At 44.6% G+C, this 24,139-nt stretch carries 21 protein-coding genes and 1 other RNA gene; 9 read left to right on the top strand and 13 right to left on the bottom strand.

What is annotated here, in order from left to right; genetic code table 11:
- Positions 1-29 precede the first annotated feature (29 nt).
- Positions 30-1,694: a 2,3-bisphosphoglycerate-independent phosphoglycerate mutase gene (gpmI, locus tag HL061_RS04100; protein WP_083328846.1), complete on the bottom strand. Its 1,665-nt coding sequence runs from the start codon at positions 1,692-1,694 to the stop codon at positions 30-32.
- Positions 1,695-1,928: 234 nt separating this feature from the next.
- Between gpmI and ssrS the strand changes: the two genes are divergently transcribed.
- Positions 1,929-2,124: non-coding RNA, 6S RNA (gene ssrS, locus HL061_RS04105), on the top strand.
- Positions 2,125-2,237: 113 nt separating this feature from the next.
- Here the strand turns inward: ssrS and HL061_RS04110 are convergent.
- Positions 2,238-2,858 (bottom strand): FxsA family protein, encoded by a 621-nt coding sequence (locus HL061_RS04110; protein WP_071001967.1) that lies wholly within the window; start codon positions 2,856-2,858, stop codon positions 2,238-2,240.
- Between the two features lie 153 nt (positions 2,859-3,011).
- On the opposite strand from HL061_RS04110, the gene ruvC reads away from it, so the two are divergent.
- On the top strand, positions 3,012-3,596 hold the full coding sequence (gene ruvC, locus HL061_RS04115; RefSeq protein ID WP_071001968.1) for a crossover junction endodeoxyribonuclease RuvC: 585 nt from the start codon (positions 3,012-3,014) through the stop codon (positions 3,594-3,596).
- A 142-nt stretch (positions 3,597-3,738) separates the two neighbouring features.
- Here the strand turns inward: ruvC and HL061_RS04120 are convergent, their stop codons facing one another.
- From HL061_RS04120 to HL061_RS04135, 4 genes are all read right to left on the bottom strand, one after another.
- A complete protein-coding gene (locus HL061_RS04120) occupies positions 3,739-4,677 on the bottom strand; it encodes an META domain-containing protein (protein ID WP_071001969.1) in 939 nt (312 codons plus the stop codon).
- A 334-nt stretch (positions 4,678-5,011) separates the two neighbouring features.
- Complete coding sequence (locus HL061_RS04125; RefSeq protein ID WP_071001970.1) at positions 5,012-5,674, bottom strand: glutathione S-transferase family protein; 663 nt, start codon at positions 5,672-5,674, stop codon at positions 5,012-5,014.
- A gap of 223 nt (positions 5,675-5,897) precedes the next feature.
- Complete coding sequence (locus HL061_RS04130; protein ID WP_071001971.1) at positions 5,898-6,536, bottom strand: peroxiredoxin; 639 nt, start codon at positions 6,534-6,536, stop codon at positions 5,898-5,900.
- A gap of 378 nt (positions 6,537-6,914) precedes the next feature.
- Positions 6,915-8,654, bottom strand: coding sequence for a glutamine--tRNA ligase/YqeY domain fusion protein (locus HL061_RS04135; protein WP_071001972.1), 1,740 nt, complete (start codon positions 8,652-8,654; stop codon positions 6,915-6,917).
- A 314-nt stretch (positions 8,655-8,968) separates the two neighbouring features.
- Here HL061_RS04135 and HL061_RS04140 point away from each other — a divergent pair, with 314 nt between their 5' ends.
- Positions 8,969-9,484, top strand: a complete 516-nt coding sequence (locus tag HL061_RS04140) for a peptidylprolyl isomerase (protein WP_087040198.1) — start codon at positions 8,969-8,971, stop codon at positions 9,482-9,484.
- 130 nt (positions 9,485-9,614) lie between these two features.
- Positions 9,615-10,502, top strand: coding sequence for a UDP-2,3-diacylglucosamine diphosphatase (locus HL061_RS04145; protein WP_252962544.1), 888 nt, complete (start codon positions 9,615-9,617; stop codon positions 10,500-10,502).
- 118 nt (positions 10,503-10,620) lie between these two features.
- On the opposite strand, the gene orn is transcribed toward HL061_RS04145, so the two are convergent.
- Entirely contained in the window at positions 10,621-11,208 is a 588-nt protein-coding gene (gene orn, locus HL061_RS04150; RefSeq protein ID WP_240366149.1) for an oligoribonuclease, read from the bottom strand.
- A 247-nt stretch (positions 11,209-11,455) separates the two neighbouring features.
- Here orn and rsgA point away from each other — a divergent pair, with 247 nt between their 5' ends.
- The 4 genes from rsgA (at position 11,456) to secB (ending at position 14,369) form a co-directional block, all read left to right on the top strand.
- A complete protein-coding gene (gene rsgA / locus HL061_RS04155) occupies positions 11,456-12,559 on the top strand; it encodes a ribosome small subunit-dependent GTPase A (protein ID WP_240366148.1) in 1,104 nt (367 codons plus the stop codon).
- A gap of 161 nt (positions 12,560-12,720) precedes the next feature.
- Complete coding sequence (locus HL061_RS04160; RefSeq protein WP_223333057.1) at positions 12,721-13,176, top strand: rhodanese-like domain-containing protein; 456 nt, start codon at positions 12,721-12,723, stop codon at positions 13,174-13,176.
- Between the two features lie 298 nt (positions 13,177-13,474).
- The gene (gene grxC, locus HL061_RS04165; protein ID WP_058025920.1) at positions 13,475-13,738 is read left to right on the top strand and encodes a glutaredoxin 3; all 264 of its coding nucleotides are present in this window, start codon (positions 13,475-13,477) and stop codon (positions 13,736-13,738) included.
- 178 nt (positions 13,739-13,916) lie between these two features.
- The gene (secB, locus tag HL061_RS04170; protein ID WP_058025921.1) at positions 13,917-14,369 is read left to right on the top strand and encodes a protein-export chaperone SecB; all 453 of its coding nucleotides are present in this window, start codon (positions 13,917-13,919) and stop codon (positions 14,367-14,369) included.
- A 243-nt stretch (positions 14,370-14,612) separates the two neighbouring features.
- Here the strand turns inward: secB and adk are convergent, their stop codons facing one another.
- The 6 genes from adk to HL061_RS04200 all read right to left on the bottom strand — a co-directional run bounded on the left by adk (position 14,613) and on the right by HL061_RS04200 (position 21,624).
- Positions 14,613-15,269: an adenylate kinase gene (adk, locus tag HL061_RS04175; protein WP_071001977.1), complete on the bottom strand. Its 657-nt coding sequence runs from the start codon at positions 15,267-15,269 to the stop codon at positions 14,613-14,615.
- Between the two features lie 216 nt (positions 15,270-15,485).
- The gene (gene ccmI / locus HL061_RS04180; RefSeq protein ID WP_093068713.1) at positions 15,486-16,766 is read right to left on the bottom strand and encodes a c-type cytochrome biogenesis protein CcmI; all 1,281 of its coding nucleotides are present in this window, start codon (positions 16,764-16,766) and stop codon (positions 15,486-15,488) included.
- A complete protein-coding gene (locus HL061_RS04185) occupies positions 16,763-17,320 on the bottom strand; it encodes a cytochrome c-type biogenesis protein (RefSeq protein WP_083328847.1) in 558 nt (185 codons plus the stop codon). The genes ccmI and HL061_RS04185 overlap by 4 nt, the downstream gene beginning before the upstream one ends.
- Complete coding sequence (locus HL061_RS04190) at positions 17,317-17,967, bottom strand: DsbE family thiol:disulfide interchange protein (protein ID WP_083328848.1); 651 nt, start codon at positions 17,965-17,967, stop codon at positions 17,317-17,319. The genes HL061_RS04185 and HL061_RS04190 overlap by 4 nt, the downstream gene beginning before the upstream one ends.
- 1 nt (position 17,968) lies before the next feature.
- The gene (locus tag HL061_RS04195; RefSeq protein ID WP_252962545.1) at positions 17,969-19,999 is read right to left on the bottom strand and encodes a heme lyase CcmF/NrfE family subunit; all 2,031 of its coding nucleotides are present in this window, start codon (positions 19,997-19,999) and stop codon (positions 17,969-17,971) included.
- A gap of 290 nt (positions 20,000-20,289) precedes the next feature.
- Entirely contained in the window at positions 20,290-21,624 is a 1,335-nt protein-coding gene (locus HL061_RS04200; protein WP_252962546.1) for a hypothetical protein, read from the bottom strand.
- Positions 21,625-22,118: 494 nt separating this feature from the next.
- Here HL061_RS04200 and mrdA point away from each other — a divergent pair, with 494 nt between their 5' ends.
- On the top strand, positions 22,119-24,104 hold the full coding sequence (gene mrdA, locus HL061_RS04205; RefSeq protein ID WP_071001981.1) for a penicillin-binding protein 2: 1,986 nt from the start codon (positions 22,119-22,121) through the stop codon (positions 24,102-24,104).
- Positions 24,105-24,139 lie beyond the last annotated feature (35 nt).

Genomic DNA, 24,139 nt, shown 5'->3' on the forward strand with positions numbered 1-24,139 from the left:
CGATGTACGGATAATCTGAGACAACTGGCTTAAGATGCTGAAACCAATAAACTCTCACCAGTCATTTCGGTGGGTGCATCAACATTCATTAGTGCCAAAATAGTCGGTGCCACATCACTGAGCTTACCGCCACGACGTACCTGTAGTTTTTGTGTGCCTACGTAAATCAGCGGTACATGCTCTGTCGTATGCTGAGTATGTACTTGACCACTTTCGTAGTCTTGCATTTGCTCACAGTTACCGTGATCAGCTGTGATCAGCATATCGCCGCCAGCCGCTTTTACTGCCGACTCGACACGGCCTACACAGACATCCAACGCTTCGACCGCCTTTACCGCAGCATCGAAAACCCCTGTATGACCTACCATATCTCCATTGGCATAATTGACAACGAGCACATCATATTGGCCAGATTCAATCGCTTCTACTAATTTATCCGTCACTTCAGGCGCGCTCATCTCAGGCTTCAAATCATAAGTGGCAACATCTGGAGAAGGTACTAGGATACGCGTTTCGCCTTCATACTCTTCTTCACGGCCACCACTGAAGAAAAACGTCACATGCGCATACTTCTCAGTTTCCGCGATACGTAGCTGTGTTTTACCTTGATCCTGCAGATACTCTCCCAAGGTATTGGCCAAAGACGTTGGATAGTAAGCGATGCTGGTTTTTGGATTATCCGCCAATACATCAGAATACTTGGTCAACATCACAAAGGCGGCAAGTTTTGGCTGCTTTTGACGGGCAAAACCTGAAAACTCATGATCAGGTAAAACAAAGGCTTGGGCAAGCTCACGGGCACGGTCGGCACGGAAGTTCATAAATATCAGCGCATCATTGTCTTCGACGGTATAAGGCACCTCATCACGTCCGATGACAGTCGTCGGGCTGATAAATTCGTCAGTCTCACGTGCCTTATAAGCCGCTTGGACAGCACCGTCCGCACGTGTCGACAAGCGATCTGCCTTACCTTCAGTGATCAGCTCATAAGCTTTTTGTACGCGATCCCAGCGGTTATCGCGATCCATTGCATAGTAGCGACCAATAATGCTGGCAATCTGTACGCGCCCGCCTTCATAATGAGCATTCAATTTATCGATATAATCGCGCAAACGATTGATGTATTTATCTGCAGATTTAGGCGGGGTATCACGGCCGTCTAAGAAGCAATGGATAAAGACGTTTTTGGCACCATGAACCAATGCTGAATGACACATACCCTCGATATGGTCTTGATGTGAGTGAACACCGCCATCAGAGAGCAGACCCATAATATGTACGTTGCCGCCAAGCTCATTGGCCGCTTTTACTGCGTCAACCAATGCTTCGTTTTTGTAGAATTCGCGATTGGCAAGCTCATTTGAGATGCGAGTCGAGTCTTGATAAAGAACACGGCCAGCACCCAAATTCATGTGGCCAACTTCTGAGTTACCAAACTGACCATCTGGCAGACCCACATCTTCTCCTGAAGCAGAAATCAGTCCATGAGGGTATTTTTGGTAAATCCTATCTAGATTTGGCATATTTGCCGCAGCAATGGCGTTATCTTTATCTTCTTCACGATAACCAAAGCCGTCTAATATCATTAAGACATGCGGCGTTTTTTTATTCTGTGCGCCGTCTTCTTGCTTACTGCTGAGCTGCTGCGCCTGATTGTCGCCAATAGATTCTGATGCTTGCTGGGTACTGGTCATATATTACCGCTCCTCGAGTGAATGAACGCCTTCAATGCTATGTTAGGGTATGGAAAGCCCTATATATTAACACATATCTTAAAATAGCTGAAAAACTGACAATTTTTCACTAAAAAATGATGGGGTTTGTATCGTTATCAAAAGCTCAAAACCTACCACAGATACTAGGTAACAATACTGCGTATCAATCTGTAAATCCTACTTGCAATCATTCATCTCATTGGTTAAGATGAGTCTATTCTGAAGTGTTGGCTAGTAGATGTTTATTCCCTGAGCCGATAATGCTTTACCAGGATGTGGTACCTATCGTCTCATTGTGTATGCCTGCACCGCTTGCGGTGTATCAGGAAACCTGCAGAGAGGATGACGCATCCGCCCTGAACTTCACGGTTCATGGGTCACCATCTTACAGCGGCACTTCGGTTGTTTTATTCGGTTTGTAAATATGTTCTTTATAATTAATGTATTTACTGCCACCAAAAAGCCCCTTTCGTTATTAGCGAAAGGGGCTTTTTCTATGCCTAATGAATGACTAAATCATCGTTACTCGTCATTAGCAGATTTGGTAATTTTTTTCACATCTTTAGGGATGTTTTTGGCCGTACCATCAACAGTCGTATGCTGTTTAAATACGTCACCAAACGGGTTTTGCTGTTGCTGACCAAATGGATTTTGGTTATTCATACCGCCTACGCCACCGAATGGATTCTGACCACCCATTCCACCAAATGGATTTTGGCCGCCCATTTGACCACCCATCTGTTTTGCCATCATTTCCATCATTTTTTGCTGATTGTTCATGACATAGTTATTGGCAAAGTCCTTGAGTTTCTTTTGTACTGGTGGCAAGATCACGAGTAGTGCGAGCACATCACTCAACACACCTGGAATAAGTAGCAAGATACCCGCGACTGCCATGGCTATGCTCTTAATCATGGTAGACTCTGGTGGACGCATTGCAGGATTCATCATACCACCTGCTTTCATCTGCTGAGCCATTGGATTCAAAGAAGCCATACCTTTACGCACAAGAGAAATACCGATCACTGCTGCGACAATAAACCACATGAATACCCACCAGCCGCTCATGAATTGAGCAAGCAAATACCACAGTAGCATCTCGATAATAAACCAAACGATGGCTATACCAACTATCTGACCCATAAAGTGTCGTCCTATAAAATAAAAACCAATAAATTGAGCGCCATGCAAATTAAAATGGCTAACATATGATGTATATGGGGATTGGTTGCTATACTATCAAACTTACGGCTGATTTTTAAGCCATAAAACAAAATGTAAGCAAGACGGAATACTATGGCAATTATTATCGGGATCGACCCAGGGTCACGCATGACGGGTTATGGAATAGTCCAGCAGACGGGTGATAAGCTCACTTATATCGATGCAGGCACGATTCGCACAGATACCAAAGAGATGCCTGAACGCCTTAAGCGTATTTTTAATGGATTGACCCGCATTACGCAGCATCATTTAAAATACGCTGACGAGCCTATCTATACGGCGATTGAACAAGTCTTTATGGCAGAAAACCCTGATTCTGCACTCAAGCTTGGGCAAGCACGAGGCGCGGCTATTGCAGCGATGGTCGCCTTGGATTTAGAAGTGTCAGAGTATACTGCTCGGCAGATCAAACAAGCGGTGTGCGGCTATGGTGCTGCTGCTAAAGAGCAAGTGCAGGAGATGGTTTGCCGCATACTACAGTTAGAAGTCGTACCACAGCAGGATGCAGCCGATGGTCTTGCCTGTGCTATTTGTCATGCGCACTCAAGCCATTCTATGAATAAAATACTACTTAATAGCTCTATGCGAGGACGCGGTGGCTCTAAGAAAAAAGGTCGTTGGCGTTTGACCGAAGAAGATTTGGGTAACTTGCGTTAAAGATAGGCGTTAAAGCAGACAAGCTTTAAAACCAATAGGCATTAAAATAGTGAGACAATAAAAAAACACGCTATTCGATGCGTGTTTTTTTATGAGTACCAGCACTGTCACTTTATCATTTGCAAGACGAAATTATAGCGGACTACTCTACAACTGCACTTTCAATGACAGCATCGAGTACATATGCATACTTTTCATCATCATTATCATTTTCTGTTGTCTCATCTGACTCTATTAATTCGTTAGTCTCTAATCGGTAGCGCTGCAATCTTAGTACTTCTTCGTGCATACCGTCATGCTGGTATCCATCTATTTCTCCCGCAAATACTCTCCACTTCCCTTCACGAACTTTGACACCTTGGTCGTTGTAAGTGACGGGCCTAACTTGGAGACACTGCTTTTCACCATTCATATCACAATTGACTTCTTTGGCATTCACTGCCCAAAATACCGTCTCGCCCTTACTATTGTATTTCGCTTGAGGTGTGAGTTTGCCACTCCATACCAAAGTGACATTATCGTTGGTAAACTGAGTCAATACTGGGCTGTCACCTTGCTCTATTTTTAACTCACTATTTCCTAGCATCAATGCATACAATTTATTTTCTGCCATATCAAGATCGCTACAAGACATTTTGGTGCTCATTCCTTCCTCGATACTCAATGTATGTCCTTGCAGCTGATAAGCAGCGCTTATTGTATTACAACCGACACTATAGATAAGTGTTTCTGGATTAAATACCAGAGTCCCCTGACCATCGATATCTGTAAGCTCACTTATAGGCTGCTCATTGGCATCCGTTGCCCTAACCAAGCTCCAACGATGACGAGACAAAGTATTCATCAGCTTTTCTTCGGGAGTAAATGTCGTCGAGCCAGATTCAGTAGTTGCTGAGTTGGTATCCGAGGCCCTATCCTCAATCGCTAGTGAGTCTATTTTTTCACCGGTATTGGAGATACCTGATCCTTCATTGTCGTGAGCCGTGTTTTCTTTTTGACAAGCGCCTAGTATGAGGCTCACCGCCACAATACTTGGCAATAAAAACGTTGTCAGTGCTGATTTTTTGGCTCTACCTACCATATTACGAACCTCTTAGTAAGCGTATATCAATTTTCTCGATTACTTATTTCTATATACTTTCTGGTCTTGCATGTTTTGAAAAAACATTTAATTAACTGTTCTGGAATATCGTTATTATAATCACGTTAAATTAACCACTATAGACCGAGCATTATTAGCTTATGTAATAAAATGTTGATTTTTATTATGTTTGAAATTCTTTTATTACTCTGCTATCTAATGTCGTTAATTTCATGGACAAAAAAAGGATAGCTAATACATATTAGCTATCCCCGATATTATCTTTAATGAGCAAGCATCTAAAAACAATAGAACTTGCGATGTATCTCTTTATCTAATCATTGATTTCCGCAGGCTTAGCTTTAGCCATGTTTTTGATACTAAAGCGCTCGTTCATCATTTGATAAAAACGGGCTAGGTTTTTGCCTTGCTCATTCGGATCAACTTTGAGCACTTTACCAAAATCTAAGCCCAAATATAGCACGATATCTGCAAAGCTTAGCTGCTCACCCACCAGATACTCACGACCTTCTAGGATTGTCTCAAAATACTCCATGGCTTTGACAGCACGGGCAATTGATGGCGCAACAAATTCTGGCACTTGTTCAACACGCTGGGCTTTAGACGGATGACTGTGCTGAAACGCTAGCATTAAATTATACATCACCTCAAACTCAGCAATACGGCGCATCGAGCACACTTGGGCACGCTGTATCACGTCATTGCCCATAACAGAACGCTCACCATAGACGCGATCCAGATACTCGCAGACTGCTTGTGAGTCATTGAGCACGGTGCCATCGTCTAGTGTTAAGACAGGCACTGTCTGCATCGGATTTATTTTGGTAAATTCGTCTGACATCTGCTCATTTTTGGCAAAATCAATATCAATCACATCAATGTCATCCATATCATCAACATCAATCCCTTTTGATGCCAATAAAATAAGGGCTTTGCGCGGGTTGGGTGCTATACGGGTGACGTATAATTTTTTCATGATGAACTCCTTGTAAGAATGATTGAATAGAAATTTAGCGCTGATACGCCTTATTATGATGGTGGCACTAATGAGCACCCTATCTATTGATACTCCATACCATAGTTATAGCCTACTCTGACCGTCATGGCAAAGGCTTATTACTCATGAGGTAAAAATAGCAAAAGCCCCATAACTTTAAGTCACGGGGCTTTATTTAATCATATTTATGCAACCAGTCCAGTTATTTATTAGGGGCTGGGGTCGTACGTAGGTACGGCTTGATTTCTTTATGACCTTTTGGGTATTTGGCAGCAATATCTTCGTTTTTGACACTTGGTGGAATGATTACGTCATCACCGTCCTTCCAATCTACAGGCGTCGCGATGTTATATTCATCCGATAGTTGTAGCGCATCAATAACACGGATAATTTCATCGAAGTTACGACCACAGCTGGCCGGATACGTCAGTGTTAGACGCACCTTTTTATTTGGATCAATGATAAACACGCTGCGAACTGTCGCGGTGTTATCAGCATTTGGGTGAATCATATCATACAAATCCGCAACCGTGCGATCAGAGTCTGCAATGATAGGGAATTTCACCGCAGCGCCTTGTGTCTCTTCGATGTCGCTGACCCAGCCTTTGTGATCTTCTAAGCCGTCCACTGACAAAGCAATCGGCTTGACATTGCGTTTTTGGAACTCACCGCCCAATGCAGCGGTGCGGCCAAGCTCAGTAGTACAAACTGGCGTATAGTCGGCAGGATGCGAAAACAATACCACCCAGCTATCACCCGCCCAATCATAAAAATTAATATCACCCTCTGTGGTGCTTGCATCAAAGTTTGGTGCGGTGTCGCCTAAACGTAAATGTGCCATACTAAATTCCTTATTTATATGAATGATGAGCGCTGAGCTTACTGTCTTATGCGCACTATTATTATAAACCGATTATTGCAATGTGCGAGACGGTTTGATCATTTGCTTATCCCGTCTAGTGCATCAATAAAACTCACTTTATAGTACCAAACTGGTTATGAATGTCTTGTGAAGGATTGTAATGCGTTTATTCCATTTATCACTAAATAAACCAGTATATAGGTAGCATAGCGCATTAAACTACCATGCCTGTATCCCACAAGCAAAGTTCATAAAAAACCCACCCCTAGCGCACTAGAGATGGGTGAGTATAAAAGAACAATGATTTGACATAATAATTTGACGTTAAGCCCTAAGGGCAAGCTCAAAGGCTATGCATTAAGCTGGCTTATAACTATCGCGCAAGCTAACGATTTGGTTAAAGACTGGCTTATCCGTGCTATGATCTTCACTATCGGTGATAAAGTACCCTTCACGCTCAAACTGGAAACGCGTACCAGCATCAGCATGGGCTAAAGATGGCTCAACGACAGCATCCAGCTCAGTGAGCGAGTCCGGGTTTAGTGCTTGATGGACATCAGCGACGCCACTTGGGTCTTCAGCACTGAATAGCTGCTCATACATGCGCACGGTCGCTGGTACACCTTGACTGGCTGATACCCAATGAATCACCCCTTTCACCTTACGGCCTTCAGGATTGTTGCCTAGCGTTGCGGGATCAATTGTCGCTTTTAACTCAACAACATTGCCATTTTCATCAGTGATATGCTCAGTGACGGCTAGCACGTAAGTGTTACGCAAACGAATCTCTGGCTTTTCTGGAGACAGACGCTTGTAGCCTGCTGGCGGTTCAATCTCGTAATCACCTTGATCGATATACAAAGTCTCGGTAAACGGAATCTCACGCTCACCCATATCGACGTTAGGATGGTTCGGCTGCGTCAACCAAAGGGTCTGCGTGGCATCGTCAAAACGCGCATTAACACTATCGGCTTTTTGCGACTCCCAGCTACTAACCGCCTCGCTAAAGTTAGTAATCGTCACTTTTAATGGCTTTAGTACCGCCATGCCGCGACCAGTAGTCGTCTCTAACGATTGACGAACGCTAAACTCTAGTAAACGGAAATCAACCACGCTATCGGCTTTGGTCACGCCCACACGCTCACAAAAGTCACGCAAGCCCGCTGGCGTATAACCACGGCGGCGCATACCAGCGATAGTCGGCATACGGGGATCGTCCCAACCACTCACGATACCTTCATCAACGAGCTGCTTGAGTTTACGCTTACTGGTCAATGTGTGATCCACGTTTAAGCGGCTAAACTCATATTGGTGTGGCGGTACATCAAAGCCGATCTTGGCGATGACCCAATCATAGAATGGACGATGGTCTTCAAACTCAAGCGTACATAGTGAATGGGTAATACCTTCGAGCGCATCAGAGAGTGGATGCGCAAAGTCATACATCGGATAAATGCACCATTTATCACCAGTCTGATGATGAGATTGATGCATCACGCGGTAAATGACAGGGTCACGCAGGTTCATGTTCGGGCTTGCCATATCTATCTTGGCGCGCAATACCGCCTTACCTTCAGCGTACTTACCGTCTTTCATATCATTAAAAAGGGCTAGGTTTTCCTCGACACTGGCATCACGCTGCGGAGATGGCGTTCCCGCTTCATTGAATGAACCACGGTTATCGCGAATCTGCTCAGGCGTTTGCAAATCGACATAGGCATCGCCTTGCTCGATTAACTGTATTGCCCATGCATGTAGCTGATCAAAATAACTTGACGCGTGATACGCCTCGCCTGCCCACTCAAAACCGAGCCATTTCACATCATTTTCGATATTGTCAATATAATCTTGTTTTTCTGCAGTTGGGTTGGTGTCATCAAAACGCAGGTTACACACACCGCCGAACTCTTTGGCCACACCAAAGTTTAGGCAGATAGATTTTACGTGACCTAAGTGCAAGTAGCCATTTGGCTCAGGCGGAAAACGTGTGACAATTTGCTGGTATCTTTGCGCATTGACATCGTCACGAATGATATTACGAATAAAGTCGTTTTTTACTTCGTCTTTTTGTGCATTGTTGCTTGAGTGCTCACTCATCGGATATTGCTCCTAACGCAAATTGTCAATTTGTGATACGTGCCATCACGCATCACAAAACGTTCAAAATAAATTATTAAAATAAATTGGGATATAAAAACTCAGATAACGCGTCCGCATTATCACAATTTGTCAAAGCTGATCAAAAATGGCTAAAGTTGCGTTATTCTATCAGCTTTTGCAAACGCATTAACAGCCTGATACATGACACGGGATAAAAAAGCCGTTAGACTACCCGTAACTTTTTAACAACCAACTTTTAACCACCACTTGACAGCGTCATTTAAGGCGCTGCAATCAAAAAGGAATATCCCATGGTAGACATGCCACCAGTAGTAGAACTTGACACCAATATGGGTGCGATCGTTATCGAACTCAACGAAGAAAAAGCGCCAAAGACCGTAGAAAACTTTTTGAACTACGTAAAATCTGGTCAGTATGACGGTACGATTTTCCATCGCATTATTGATGGTTTCATGATTCAAGGCGGCGGAATGGACGCTGAGATGAATGAAAAACCAACCAACGCGCCTATCGAAAACGAAGCGGACAATGGTTTGAAAAACGACAAAGGTACTATCGCAATGGCGCGTACCCAAGATCCGCATTCAGCGACTAGCCAGTTCTTCATCAACGTAAAAGACAATGATTTCTTAAACCACACTGGCAAAAACATGCAAGGTTGGGGTTACACTGTATTTGGTAAAGTCACCAGCGGTATGGATGTGATCGAAAAAATGAAAGGCGTCCCAACTGGTCGTTTCGGCATGCATGCTGATGTGCCAAAAGAGCCAGTTGTTATCAACTCAGCAACCATCATTACTCAGTAATAGTCATTCAATAGCAGCTAGTCAGTAGTCAGTAATAGTTACTTAGCGATAGCTGTGAATGAGCGAGCATTTTCTAGTAGAACTTACTAAGTAATGCTCGCCATACGATAAGTCACGAGGATCAAGATAAATGCAACGTTTTAATCACTTAATCACGACCCGCCCTCATCAAGTGCGGCAAGTATTGATTAGCGATTTGCATTTATCGCCTCAGGAGCCTGCCTTAGTGCAGGCTTTTTTGGCGCTGCTCGATGACTGTCTTGCTCTGCCTGCGCTTACACGCCTCTTTATATTGGGCGACTGGTTTGAGGTATGGCTGGGTGATGATATGTATTTGTCCCTATTAAAAGGAAAAAGGTCAGAAGACGAGCAGATGGCGCATTGGCTAACCCCATTGATTGCAAAGCTAAAACAGCTACGTATCAATGGCTGTGAAATATTAGTCATGCACGGCAATCGCGATTTTTTGTTAGGACAGCCGTTTTGCAATCTGTTCGGTGGTGAGCTGATAAGCGAGCCGTATACTTTGACTGTTGGTCAGCAGAATTATCGTTTAGAGCACGGTGACGCACTCTGTACCGATGATAAGAAATATCAACTCTTTCGCAAAATTATGCGCAACCGCCTGACTCAGTGGTATCTGCTTAATAAGTCGTTAGAGAAACGCTTAGCCATCGCAGACAACATGCGCAAAAAAAGCCAGCAGAACAATGCTACTAAAGCGGCTTATATCATGGATGTGAATGATGAGGCCGTACGTCAGGCCATTACTGACAGCGATGCTTTATTGCACGGACATACGCATCGTCCAGATATTCATCAGGCGACTGCTGATAAAAAGCGCTACGTGCTTGGTGATTGGCGCTTGCTAGATAAAGACACTCGCCAGCCGAAAGTAAGCGCTGTAATTGGTGCAGTGACAGACGACGAGTATTCAAATGACCGTTTGAATAGTAATAATTTAAGCAGTGATGATGCTGAGTTTGGATTATTTGAGTTTGAATTTTTTATTCGCTGAATGGCGTTTTAGACAACGTATCTTAAGAAATATCTCTTCAGTTAAAAAAGGGTCTGTTGATAGTTCAACAGACCCTTTTTACGTTTACTACAATCTTGAACTGCTTATCGCTCGCTATCTAATCCATCAATTTAAAGAAATGCTGACGATAATGCTTTAGCTCACGAATAGAGTCGCGAATATCATCCAATGCTAAATGACTGCCCCCTTTTTCAAAGTTCTTTAAGATATCAGGACGCCAGCGGAAACACAGCTCTTTAATTGACGATACATCAAGGTTACGATAATGAAAGAAGCGCTCAAGCTCTGGCATTTGGCGCGCCATAAAGCGGCGATCTTGACAGATAGAGTTGCCGCACATTGGCGATTTACCACTATCGACCCATTTACTCAGAAACTTGATGGTTTCAGCTTCCGCTTCCGCCAATGTCATCGTGCTACGACGCACACGGTCGACCAATCCTGACTGACCATGTTGCTTGGTATTCCAGTCATCCATCTTATTTAAGACTTGATCCGATACCTTGATCGCAAACACAGGCCCTTCAGCAAGCACATTCAAATCTTCGTCAGTCACGACAGTGGCAATCTCGATAATCTCATCGTTTAAGGTATCAAGTCCGGTCATTTCTAAATCAATCCACACCAGCCCTTTTTTGCCTTGATTTTTGATTTTAATCTTATTGGGATGGTCACCGGTAGCCATAAAGTATCCTATCATTCATAATTTTGAAAAAACAACTTTAAAAAAAACAACTTTAGAAAAACTATTGAAAAAACGTATTACACGTAGACACCCGTGCTCAGACAGTATTGCAACACGCTACTTGGTTTAGAAAACCTATAAAGTCGTACAATATTACAAAACCCCTGTCTGCCGCAGACGCTTTAGGCTGTATGTTAGCAAATTTTCACGCTACACTTAGCAATATTTTTATAATAGGTCAAAACCCATGGCATTAATCCGGCAACGCAAACTGACCAAACAACAGATTCGTCGCATCGACAAGCAGCAATTGTTAAGTCAAGACAGCATCGATGACAGCTTGATGGATGGCGTGGTCATGGCGCATTACGGTAAGCAACTAGAAGTACAAGTCACAAGCCTACCTGCGGTGATACCTGAGCAGCCAGAGATTGCGCCTGATGATCCAGAGCCATTTTGGCAAGCGCTTGCGCTCGGCGATATTTGGCGCTGCCATGTACGCACTAACTTGCCGATGCTAGCCGCTGGTGACCAAGTGCGCTGGAGTGCCGACTCCAACACAGGCTTTGGCCGTATCGAAGCCGTCAAACCGCGTACCTCATTGGTCTCTCGCCCTGACCGTTATCATAAGCTCAAACCTGTTGCCGCCAATGTTGATATTCTGGCCATCGTCTTTGCGCCATTGCCTGCCGCCGCTCCTACTTTGATCGATCGCTATCTGGTCGTCTGCCATCACGCGGGCGTCAAACCACTGCTCGTCCTCAACAAAGCCGATCTGTTGGCACAAGAAAACGGCGTCGATACGAGTGAATTATTGGCACAATATGCTGCGCTCGGTTATGAAAGTGTTCTGACGTCGGTCGATTGCCCTGAAAATATCGCCGAGAGTGACGAGCAAGAAGGCCTCGATGAGCTAAAACGCTACATAGACAAAAAGCTGGTCATCTTTGCAGGGCAGTCTGGTGTTGGCAAAAGCAGCCTTATTAACGCCCTACTTCCTGAGTCTGGTCAAAGCGTCAATATCATCTCGCAAAACTCTAAGCTTGGTCAGCACACCACGACAACTAGTAGACTGCTGCCATTTAACCCCGAGGATTTGACGCAAGGTGGTATCGTCGATACACCAGGTATTCGCGAATATGGTATTTGGCACCTCACACCTGACGATATCATCTCAGGCTTTATTGAGCTGGCGCCACTAGCTGGCAGTTGCCAATTCCGTGACTGTCGTCATACCCATAACAGCAAAGGCTGCGCGCTGTGGCAAGCCGTGGCTGACGGTACCGTATTACAGCGCCGCGTTGAAAATCTCGTGACGCTACGAGAGGAAGCTGATACTAAGCTTTATTAAGCTCAATTAACATCATTTCAAAGGCAAAATGATAGATTGATTATTGACCGTGTCATCGCCCGTTTACTATAGATGACCTTATCGGTATAATAGCGCCTTGTTCACTATCATTGGGCTGGCTTCTCAGCTCAATAGAACACCTATTTTTTTGGAGGTATGGTTTGGATCGTGCGCTGGAATTTGTGGGCAACCACCCGTTTTTATTTGGTATATTAGCCGTACTTGCTATCCTGTTTTTTACCATTGAAAACAAACGTAGCGGTAGAAAAATATCGCCCAACACCCTTGGCATGATGGTCAACTCTCAGAACGCGCAGCTGATCGATATTCGCGCCAAGAAGAAGTTTGAATCAGGCTATATTCAAGGCAGCCGCAACATACCGTTCACTGATCTCAAAGACCGCTTAGCAGAGATTCGTGCGATTGAGCAGCCAGTGATTATTATCTGCGATATGGGTGTGCAAGCAGGCGCTGCGATTCAGATGATTGGTAAAGACAGTGTTTATCGCTTAGAGGGCGGTATTGGCGGCTGGCAAGGCGCTGGTATGCCATTGGTTGGTGTAAAAGACGCTAAATCAAAAAACAAAGCTAAGACCAAGCCTAGTTTAAGCAAATAATAGATTGGCTAAAATATAGCTTCTGACTAAAAAAAGCATCCGATTAACGATAGCAAAATAAAAAGACACCTTAGCAATAGGTGTCTTTTTTTATATCCTGTTTATACTGCTACTGAGGGTTTTAAACTAAGACGGCTTGAATTTGTCATGCTCATCCCCACTGTAGTAATGAGCACAGTTGAATACATGTGCACTTTACTCATTGATAACAGATTCTATCAATACTTAGACTATGATAATTTATCAGGCTATCTATAATAAGTTTGTTATCTCATAAATTTATAAATAAGGATTTACCATGACTGTATCTGTTAAAGTTTATACGACCCCTATCTGCCCATACTGCTCAAACGCCAAACAACTACTAAAAACCAAAGGCGTTGATTACGAAGAAATCAGCATGCATGACATGAGTAGTGAAGATCGTCAAGCGCTGATGAAAAAAACCAATAACTATCGCACTGTGCCACAAATTTTCGTTGGTGAAACCTTTGTAGGTGGCTTTGATGAGCTCAACCAAATGAACCAGCAAGGCAAACTTGACGAGCTATTAGCGGGTTAATCTGCTACCTTGCTTTACTGTCTGTCTTTATTGGTTTGAAGATGGACAGTGGCAGACTCAAAAGCCATAGTGAGACGTAACCATAAAAAACATCGAGATTTGATCTTGGTTTATATTACAATGCTTTTTTAAAATCGTAGTTTGACCCATTATTTGATTTAATTTTAGAGGATTTATCATGGCTGAAGAACAAGCACAACCACAATTGGCACTAGAGCGTATCTATGTAAAAGATATGTCACTTGAAGTACCAGGCGCAAGCGTATTCACCAAAGAGTGGAACCCAGAGCTTGATATCAATTTGTCTAGCAATGCTGAAAAATTAGATGACGATCATTACCAAATCGTCCTAACCGTTAGCGTCACGGCAAAAAATGCTGAAGAAGCGGCATTTATCGCTGAAGTACATCAAGCAGGTATCTTCTTGTTAAAAGACATCCCAGAAGATCAAATCGGTCAAATCTTGGGTGCATACTGCCCTAACGTGCTGTTTCCATATGCCCGTGAAGTCATCAGCGACATTGTAACGCGCGGTAGCTTCCCGCAATTGCTACTAGCCCCTGTCAACTTTGATCAAGCGTACGCGCAAAGCCAGCAACAAGCACAAGTTGATGCCCAAGGTAATGCGTAAGGGATACTTGAAGGTATATGAGCCTATTGCGTCATATATTTTGATGAGAAAACCGTTTACTTATAATGAGTAAGCGGTTTTTTTGTGGGTGATTTTCAATCATGAGTCAGCAATATGCTGAATGCTTTTTATAGAAGATAAAATTATCCAATATATAAATATTAGCCATAAAAAAACCCTGCTATTAAACAGGGTCTTCAACGACCACATCGACTGGCTAAATTAATTAGCTAAAATCGAACATTAGCCTTTTAACGCAGACAAAATCTGCTGCTTAACCTCTTCGATATCTTGCGTGCCATCAAACTTATCGTAGTTTGGTGAATCTGCGCCCTCGGCGGCTTTTTCTTGATAAAAACCAACCAATGCAGAGGTTTGCTCATGGTAAGTCGACAGACGGTCGCGAATGGTCGCTTCTTGATCGTCTTCACGCTGGATAAGTGCTTCGCCCGTTACGTCATCTATGCCCTCAACCTTTGGTGGGTTGTGCTGCACATGATATACACGGCCTGAACCTGGATGTTGACGACGACCAGACAGACGATTAACGATCTCATCATCGGGCACACTAATCTCTACCACGTGATCGATGGCAACATCAGCATCGGCAAGGGCTTGCGCTTGAGGAATCGTACGTGGAAAACCATCAAAGATACACCCGTTGGCACAATCAGGCTTTGCAATACGCTCTTTTACGAGATTGATAATGAGGTCATCAGAAACCAGACCACCAGCATTCATGATATCTTTGGCTTTTTTGCCAAGCTCGCTGCCTTCTTTGATAGCAGCACGTAGCATATCACCCGTCGATATCTGCGGAATATCATATTCCTGAGAAATAAACTGGGCTTGAGTACCTTTACCGGCGCCTGGTGGACCTAGCAAAATAATACGCATCATTACACGACTCTCCTGAATTCAATGGGATTTTGGGATTACTACAACTTAGGGATTAACTGATTGCCAAGACACCTTACCTTGTGACCTGACAAACCTCAAGTTTTTTTCTAATTAAGGTCATAAGCTGCCATGACTTATCTTTCCATATAACACTGCTAAGCCTTTTGTGGCCAACAGCATTTATATGAAAAATACTCACAATAACTAACCCTAATACTAGGGAATTTGTTGATTGATTTCTACATTGACCTGATTTTGGTCAGCACGAATCACAACAGGATTACCTGATAAATCTCCTGACTCTGCGATAGCTGTACCGCTGTGACTAATGTGCGCAATGACAGCCAACTCAACCTTATCAGAACGGGCTGATCTTAGGGTACGCTCTGGCATCATCGCATCAATATCGCTTAGGCTAATAGTAGCCTCGCCCTGCTTAATCGCACTAATTGGCAAACGCTTGGCAGCAAATGGCGGGCCACCATTCACATCACGAATCGCCACAAACAGCACGTCATCCGCTTTGACCAATGGCAGTAGGCTTGAGTTGATCTTAACGGTCACCTCAATGCCCTCAGACGCTTGTTGCTGCTGCATAGTCACATTGGCACTGAGCTCATCTAGACTGGATAGCGCCTGCGTATGGTCGCCTGGTTTGGCAGAAATACTGTCACGCAAGCGTTTGATCCAGCCTTGTGCTTGATCAAAGTTATTTGCTCGCGCCTCACCCATTGCCATGAGCATTTGCGCGCCTTCATGCTGTGGGTTTTTGGCCAATACAGTTTCTAGCACTCGGCGACTATTTTCGTCTAGCTGACCCTTATTAGCAAAGAAATTAATCTGCGCGTAAGTAATCGCAATCTCTTCATTATCAGGTGACAAACGATAAGCACGTGATAAGGCCTCTAGTGCTGAATCGGTCGCCTCTAATGATAAGAACAACTCTGATAGGCGCATCCAACGATTGTAATCGTACGCATGGCGATAGACGTTGGTCTGCATGGCACTAATCAGCTGATTGCCATCTTCAATCGCCCAAGCAGGTGGCTGGTCAATCTTGCCAGTTAATAAGTCATCCGCCACTTGACCTACTTTGTCTTCGCTTGCCCAAAGCTCAAAAACAGGCGTGCGATCTCCGACCATCAAGTACGCCATGGCAGACAGCACAGGTACCCAAAAGACAATGATCAATCGGCTTTTGATACCAGGCGTGACCATAGGTGCGACTTCACGCTGAGCATCCAAAAGCTGGCGTTCAAGCTCAAGTTTTTGGTTTTGATAGTGATGCTCATCAATGATGCCACTGTCTTTATCTGTTTTCAGCTCTGCTAAGCGCTCACGAAATACAGCAACGTTGATACCTAATAGCTGATTGTCCAAAGGCTTACTATGCGTACGCGGTGCTCTCAACCATGGTTTGATAGCTATAACAGCAAGCAATAAGGCGGTCAGTAAGCTCAGCGCAATAAATAAGCCAACCGTAGAAAATATGGTCATTTTTTGCCCCCAAGGCTTGTAATATCGTGAACGTCTTTATTATCAGCACGTGACAATAAGCGCTCAAGCTCCGCTTTTTCGGCAACAGATAGCGCCTCAGCGGTATTATCTGCTGTCATGCCGCTTGCACCACTGGCAACAAGCTGACGTCGTTTACTTTGCCAAAACCAACCTACTAACAAGATGATGAGCAATAATGGTGGGAAAAACCATAAGATCCATGTTGAAGGACGCACTGGTGGCTTATAGCTGATAAAGTCGCCATAACGTTCCTGCATATAGGCACGAATCTCACCATCGCTACGACCATCTTTGACCAAATCGTAGGTTTTTTGCTTTAAGTCTTGGGCAATTGGGGCATCAGAGCCTGCTAGGTTTTGGTTCTGGCATTTTGGACAGCGCAGCTCTTCGATAAGACCACGATACTGTGCCTCTTGCTGTACAGAGTCAAAATCATAGACATCAATAGCAGCAAAACTGGCCATACTGAATAGACAAGCGATAAGCAAGCTTGCTAACTTTATCGTAACGGATTTTATTTGATATGCTATCATTGACACGCCTCCTCAACCTGACTTGGCTCTAAACTGACGCCATTATTATTGGCATCATTAAGCACCATCAAGCAAGGCGCAATACGGCTTTGCCAGTTGCTCTCATTGACCTCACCGATAATATGCTGACGAATAATCCCTTCACCATCGACGACAAAAGTCTCAGGCGCGCCAGTCAGTCCCAAATCTAAAGCAAACTGCCCCGATAGATCCTGAATAGACATCGAAAACGGGTCGCCGCCTTTATTCAAATATCCTAAGGCATCCCCAATATCATCTTTATAGTTGACACCGACCAAATTGACACCGCGCTCCTCCAATTTCATTAAGAAAGGATGCTCGATGATGCAAGTAGGACACCATGATCCCCAGATATTCATCAAGAACGGCTCATCAGGCAGGTTATCATTGGTCATGATACGACTGGTATCTGACAATAGCGGCAACTCAAAAGCCGGTACTGGGCGCTCAAGTGCTGTGTTCGTCACGATATCCGTCGGTTTGCCCAAGCGCATATACAGCATGGCAACCAGACCAATAAAAATCACCAGCGGAATCAAAAAACCTAATTTAAGCGACTTTTTGCGTTTGGTATTCTTATTGCTTTGCTGAGCCTGTTTATCAGGTGCATTGTTTGAGGTCGTCATATTACTGATCCCCTGTCTTGATAGCTTGCGATTCCAAATCTGCCACCGTAGCAAAGCCTGATTTTTTGGCAGCGATTTGCGCAGGTGTTCTGGTTTTCTTAATACGGTAACGATTGTCTAGCATACTGAGCAATGCACCAAATGCCATAATCAGCGCACCTAGCCATATCCAGCGAATGAGCGGTTTGACATAGATACGAAATGCCCATTCGTTGCTGTTTTCGGCGATCGGCTCACCAAGAGCGACATACACATCACGCATAAGACTGGCATCAATCGCCGCCTCAGTCATCGGCATCATACTGATAATATAGTTACGTTTTTCAGGATGTAGCGTCGTCACCGTTTGACCGTTTTTACTGACCGTAACCTCAGCTTGTGTGGCGTCAAAGTTACTGCCTTTTACTTCGCTAAAACCTTTTACGGTAAAGTCATACCCTTGGACATTGACACTATCATTTGGTCCCAGCGCCACATCACGCTCAATACTGAGCGTACTGGTAAAGGCTACCCCAATAACTGCAACGATGACCCCAATATGGGCGATTTGTTGACCCCAATAGCTCAAACGCAGCTGACGTAATCCGTTTAATCGACTCGGTGCATTTTTGGTTTTATCTTTAAAATCGATCCCCATCCATAATAGCACCCAAAAGCTCACTGCCAACGTGACGCCAATATTTAGCATCGCTGATGGACTCGTAAAATAGGCAATAATCGCCGCCAACACCAGACTGCTCACAGCGATAACCATGCCAGCACCTAATAATGGGCGGCTGTCTTGTTTCCAGCGAATATTAGAGCCCATACCCATCGCCACGAGCAAAAGCCACGTTAAGGGTACAAATAGCGCGTTGAAATAGGGAGGGCCAACAGATACCTGACCTAAATTGAAAGAGTCGGCAATAATAGGATATAGCGTGCCAAGCAATACCACCAAAGTCGAAATCAAAATAATAACGTTATTAATCACCAAGAATGACTCGCGTGAGATCAGTCGATATTGACTCTCAACCGTCAAACGCCAACCACGTACCGCAAACATCAGCAGACCACCGCCGATAATGACGCCTAGAATGGCTAGAATAACGAGACCACGCGTCGGGTCAGCAGCAAATGAATGGACTGAAGTGATCACCCCTGAACGTACAAGGAATGTACCTAGCAAACTAAGTGCGAAGGCAAAAATGGCAAGCATGATCGTCCATGCTTTGAACACACCGCGCTTCTCAGTGACCGCAAGTGAGTGTAGCAATGCCGTACCTGCCAGCCATGGCATCAGTGAGGCGTTCTCTACTGGATCCCAAAACCACCAGCCGCCCCAGCCAAGCTCATAATAAGCCCACCATGAGCCAAGTGCGATACCAACCGTCAAGAAACCCCAAGCAGCTAGCGCCCACGGACGCGACCAGCGTGTCCACACCGCATCCAAGCGCCCTTCCCACAACGCTGCCATACAAAAAGCAAATGGCACGACCATGCCTACGTAGCCCATGTAGAGCATCGGCGGATGAATAATCAAACCAAAATCTTGCAAGACAGGGTTTAGATCCGCGCCATCAACTGGCAAATTGGGCAAGGTACGATCAAATGGTGACGAGGTAAAGATCAGCATCGCTAGCATCATCATCTGCACGCCTGCCAATATCACAAGAACACGCGCACGCATGGATAGCGGTAATCCGCGGCTAAAATAAGACACCAGCGCACACCAAGTGGCCATAATGGTCATCCAAAGCAGCAATGACCCTTCATGACCGCCCCACGTTGCAGATAGCTTATAATACCAAGGCAGTAACGTATTGGAATGCTGCGTGACGTAGACGAGGCTAAAGTCATTGTAATAAAAGCCTGCCATCAGCGCAGCAAATGATGTGACCATGGCCGCAAATTGCGCCCATGCAAGACTTGGTGCTAGACGCTGCCAAGCGACGTGGTCGCGCATGACACCGATGGTTGGTAGTACCACCTGCAAAATCGCCAGTATAAAAGCGGCCAGCAAGGCAAAATAACCCAATTCTGTGATTAACATACGGTCTAACCTTGTTTACCTTGGATACCATTAAGGGTTCACCGATGGCATCGCTAGCCACTGGCAAACGCTAAATAGTCCCTTTATGCGGTCATAGTTTACGGTTAAAAACTGAGGTTTCGATAGCTGTAGAAGCACCTAAAACCCGCTACTATCATTGTGACGTATCAATCTGAATGATTGATACAAAATGCTGACCTATCATTGGCCTTGCATTGTTTTATTGACTCAAACTGTATGAGATATTGTTGTTTTTGACTATTTGAAAATACTGATTATCGTGTTATTGCTTACGGCATCGAGGGGAAAAATACCAATACCAGATGTAACCACCCTGCCACAAACCCAGTCAGACCACCCAAGATAATCAGCGTCATCTCATCCTCACGAAAAGCAGGACGCAGCAGATTCTGAAACTCACTGGGCGTCAGCGCCCTTATTCTATCGCGAAACAGACCAAAAATCTTACTGGCGCGACTTTCATTGAGCTCAGGATCTCGCAGTGGCACCATAGTCGCCACAATCGACTTATCAATAATAGTGTTTTTGAGCTGTCCATAATCGCGGCGACCCAGCCCCACACGCAATGTCGTACTAATAACTGGTGACTCAAGCACCGTATATAGATGCGACTTCATCAGCTCACGAGTTTGCGCTGAGCGATCACCATACATCATCTCGTTCATGATGTTCTCAAGGGTAACCAAATCTTTTACCACAATCTCAGCAAATACTTCAGACACTTCCTCTTGGCGCTTCATAAAGCCGCCCTGCAGACGATACCTTGCGATATGAGGCATGACTGGCTTGATAAAGGGGAAGCGGCTCTGCACCGAAAAAAGCTTTAAATACGGGATAAAATGCGGCTCTACTGGGTTAAATACCATCCAAATGGCAATCCAATTGGTCAAAAATCCCCAAATCGCAGCAAAAAATGGCACCGTCCAATGCTGCGGCACCACTAAAAATATAAACATCTGGATAATACCAAATACCAAACCAATCAAAGCACTGATGTGCCAGATAAAATTGATCTCTTTTTGCCCAACCTTCAAGAACATATTGACCATCAAACGACGATCGTTCTCCATCGTATTGACGATCATCTTGCGCATATCGACCAAATCTTCGACATGATACGTCAAATCTGTCACTAGCGACTGCATGATGCTAGGCAGTTCTTTATGGGCTTGGGCATAGACACGGCGCTTTAGGGCATAAGGCAGGTTACCCCATAGTGCGGGTGAATGATCCAGCATAATCTCATCAATCAATGGCTCAAGGTTTTTGTCAACCGTATCAGTGACAAATAGCGCCATTTGCTCAGGTTCCATCGCTTTAAAAAACTCATCTAATGAGCCGAGCTTTGACAATGTCTGATCAACGATAACCCCTGATATTTTGCCTGCCTTGCGTGGGACGATACCTTGCCAGCCGATACCTGGTAACCCAAAAAATGGAAAATTTGGAATACGAATACCCCAAAACTTAATGGGATAAAACAGCATCTTGAGCGCCATCCATACATGCACCCACGTAACAAATGCCGTCACTGGTGGAATAGTTAGCATGGCAAAAAACTCTGGGTGCTCAGCGATCGTCTGCCACAATGAATTTATGTCCATGACTTTTCTAGTTCCTGACAGGTTGATTGTCGTTGCTAATATGGTCGCGACTGATAACAAGCCGCTAGCAAAATTGAAACGTCTCAAAAAGACGCTCTGTCTCTAACCACTACTATAAAATAAATCGCCTGATTTTAGCATACTTGCCATTTTTTAGCACATGGACACCCTTGGCAAGTTGTGACTAAAGATAACATCTTTTAAATCCTATATTGAGCCATAAATATACTGAGATAGCGCATCGCTTATGCAATATATGACCACAACAAAATAAGCATCTGAGTACTGCGCCTACTCATTTGTTCTGTTATAATTTGTAGTCAAACGATAGACACCATCTACGTACAAATCAATGCGCGTTGATTTTAGATCATATAGCGCTATGTGATTGAAATCCTTTGTATTATCCTTTAGACTCACCGCGTTTTGGTTAACCAACCTGCCCTTTTACCTCTTTATTATTGACTCACTGACCGATTGGGCTCTGATTTTCTATGAATAAACCACTAACTCCCAATACCGAACAGGTCAACAGTACCTTTACCAACCGTATTATTATCTTTGGAATTTTAATATTGCTGGGTTTGGGCGGCCTGATAACGCGTTATGGTTATTTGCAAGTCTATGCCCATGATAAGTACACCACCCAGTCAGACAATAACCGCATTAAACTGATATCTGCACCGCCTAGCCGCGGTTATATTTATGATCGTAACGGGATAATTTTGGCGGATAACCAGCCAGTTTTTACCGCCATGCTAAGCCCTGATGAGGTTGACAACCCTGAGCGCACGCTCAGCTTGCTGGCGCCTATTTTTGATTTGACAGCAGAAGACATCACAGATATTTTGGCGCGCTTGAACAAAAACAAAAACGACCCTGTGACCATCAAAATCGACTTAACAGAGGCACAGCTGGCTCAGTTCAGTGAGCGTAAGCCATTCTTTCGCGGTGTTTCTATCCAAAGTAAGCTGACGCGTGATTATCCTTATGATGAGCTATTTGCTCATGTGATCGGTTACGTTGGTCGTATTAACGATAAAGAGTCTAAGCGTATTGATAAGGACCGCTATGCAGGTACTGATCTGATCGGTAAGATTGGTATTGAAGACTATTACGAAGATATTTTGCTTGGGCAACCAGGCTATCAGTCGGTAGAAACAGACGCTCACGGCAATATCCTACGTCAATTGGATACCAAACCGCCTACCTCAGGCAACGATATCACGTTGAGCTTAGATTATGGGCTGCAAAAGGTCGCCCAACAACAACTAGATGGACGCCGCGGTGCCATCGTAGCGATAGATCCCAAAAACGGCGACGTGCTGGCATTTGTCAGTAACCCAAGCTATGACCCAAATCCTTTTATCTCAGGGATTTCGTTTAAAGACTATGATGCGCTGCGGGAAGACCTTGATCAGCCGCTATACAATCGCGCCCTCCAAGGGACCTATCCACCTGGCTCGACCATCAAACCATTTGAGGGTCTAGGTGGCATTCACTATGGCTTGCGAGATTGGAACAGCACTATTTATGATCCTGGCTATTTCAGTTTACCAGGAGACAGCCATCGTTTCCGTGACTGGAAGCGCGGGGGTCATGGTACGGTTGATTTAAAGAAATCTATCCAAATGTCGGTTGATACTTACTATTATAAGCTGGCCTATGAGATGGGTATTCAGCGTCTACACGACTGGATGGTGCGCTTTGGTTTTGGGGACAAGACTGGTATTGATCTTCCTAACGAAAAATCAGGCATCATGCCATCACCGAAATGGAAAAAAGACACGTATGATAAAGACTGGCTACCGGGTGAAACCATCTCTGTCAGTATTGGACAAGGCTATTTCTTAGCCACGCCACTACAGATTGCTAATGCCACTGCCATGACCGCCAGTAAAGGTAAACATATTACCCCGCATTTGCTCAAGAGCAGTGACGGTGCAGCAGAAGTCAAAATCATCGACAAACCTGATGGTAAAATCGACTATAACGGTCAGCCTTCTGACTGGTTACGTATGCATGATGCAATGGAAAGCGTGGTAGAAAACGGTACTGGACGCGGTATCTATACCCCGCGCTATCGTATCGCTGGCAAGACAGGAACAGCACAGGTAAAGTCTATCGCTCAAGGCAAACGCTATGATAAATCAGCGATTGACAAACGTCACTGGGATCATGCGTGGTTCAATGGTTTTGCCCCTGTCGAAGACCCTCAAATCGCGCTGGCGGTCTTGGTCGAAAACGGTGGCGGTGGTAGTACGACTGCCGCGCCTATCGGCCGTGCCCTATTTGACTACTGGATGCTACAACGCAAAACTGATCCGGTACTGCCGCCGTCCGCTGATGAGCTCAAAGTCATCAAGCGCCAAAAGGCCTTTGAGAAAGCCTTGAAGGATGCCTTGCGTGAAAAAGAAGCAAAAGCGTTAGCAGAACAAGAAGCGGCAGAGGCACAAGCAGCAGCAGCCACCTCTGAATAGCGACATTTTGATAGACATCTCTAACCATTACCCGT

This window comes from Psychrobacter sp. PSP (genome assembly GCF_024085615.1).
Lineage (GTDB): Bacteria > Pseudomonadota > Gammaproteobacteria > Pseudomonadales > Moraxellaceae > Psychrobacter > Psychrobacter pacificensis.

What these genes read in the sequence shown, in the direction of transcription:
- ccmI (WP_093068713.1), bottom strand. Translation starts at nt 16,766, where the DNA reads ATGACCATATTTTCTACGGTTGGCTTATTTATTGCGCTGAGCTTACTG.
- HL061_RS04200 (WP_252962546.1), bottom strand. Translation starts at nt 21,624, where the DNA reads ATGGACATAAATTCATTGTGGCAGACGATCGCTGAGCACCCAGAGTTT.
- HL061_RS04110 (WP_071001967.1), bottom strand. Translation starts at nt 2,858, where the DNA reads ATGGGTCAGATAGTTGGTATAGCCATCGTTTGGTTTATTATCGAGATG.
- secB (WP_058025921.1), top strand. Translation starts at nt 13,917, where the DNA reads ATGGCTGAAGAACAAGCACAACCACAATTGGCACTAGAGCGTATCTAT.
- HL061_RS04125 (WP_071001970.1), bottom strand. Translation starts at nt 5,674, where the DNA reads ATGAAAAAATTATACGTCACCCGTATAGCACCCAACCCGCGCAAAGCC.
- adk (WP_071001977.1), bottom strand. Translation starts at nt 15,269, where the DNA reads ATGATGCGTATTATTTTGCTAGGTCCACCAGGCGCCGGTAAAGGTACT.
- HL061_RS04130 (WP_071001971.1), bottom strand. Translation starts at nt 6,536, where the DNA reads ATGGCACATTTACGTTTAGGCGACACCGCACCAAACTTTGATGCAAGC.
- gpmI (WP_083328846.1), bottom strand. Translation starts at nt 1,694, where the DNA reads ATGACCAGTACCCAGCAAGCATCAGAATCTATTGGCGACAATCAGGCG.
- HL061_RS04135 (WP_071001972.1), bottom strand. Translation starts at nt 8,654, where the DNA reads ATGAGTGAGCACTCAAGCAACAATGCACAAAAAGACGAAGTAAAAAAC.
- grxC (WP_058025920.1), top strand. Translation starts at nt 13,475, where the DNA reads ATGACTGTATCTGTTAAAGTTTATACGACCCCTATCTGCCCATACTGC.
- HL061_RS04140 (WP_087040198.1), top strand. Translation starts at nt 8,969, where the DNA reads ATGGTAGACATGCCACCAGTAGTAGAACTTGACACCAATATGGGTGCG.
- rsgA (WP_240366148.1), top strand. Translation starts at nt 11,456, where the DNA reads ATGGCATTAATCCGGCAACGCAAACTGACCAAACAACAGATTCGTCGC.
- HL061_RS04195 (WP_252962545.1), bottom strand. Translation starts at nt 19,999, where the DNA reads ATGTTAATCACAGAATTGGGTTATTTTGCCTTGCTGGCCGCTTTTATA.
- ruvC (WP_071001968.1), top strand. Translation starts at nt 3,012, where the DNA reads ATGGCAATTATTATCGGGATCGACCCAGGGTCACGCATGACGGGTTAT.
- mrdA (WP_071001981.1), top strand. Translation starts at nt 22,119, where the DNA reads ATGAATAAACCACTAACTCCCAATACCGAACAGGTCAACAGTACCTTT.
- HL061_RS04120 (WP_071001969.1), bottom strand. Translation starts at nt 4,677, where the DNA reads ATGGTAGGTAGAGCCAAAAAATCAGCACTGACAACGTTTTTATTGCCA.
- HL061_RS04145 (WP_252962544.1), top strand. Translation starts at nt 9,615, where the DNA reads ATGCAACGTTTTAATCACTTAATCACGACCCGCCCTCATCAAGTGCGG.
- HL061_RS04185 (WP_083328847.1), bottom strand. Translation starts at nt 17,320, where the DNA reads ATGATAGCATATCAAATAAAATCCGTTACGATAAAGTTAGCAAGCTTG.
- orn (WP_240366149.1), bottom strand. Translation starts at nt 11,208, where the DNA reads ATGGCTACCGGTGACCATCCCAATAAGATTAAAATCAAAAATCAAGGC.
- HL061_RS04190 (WP_083328848.1), bottom strand. Translation starts at nt 17,967, where the DNA reads ATGACGACCTCAAACAATGCACCTGATAAACAGGCTCAGCAAAGCAAT.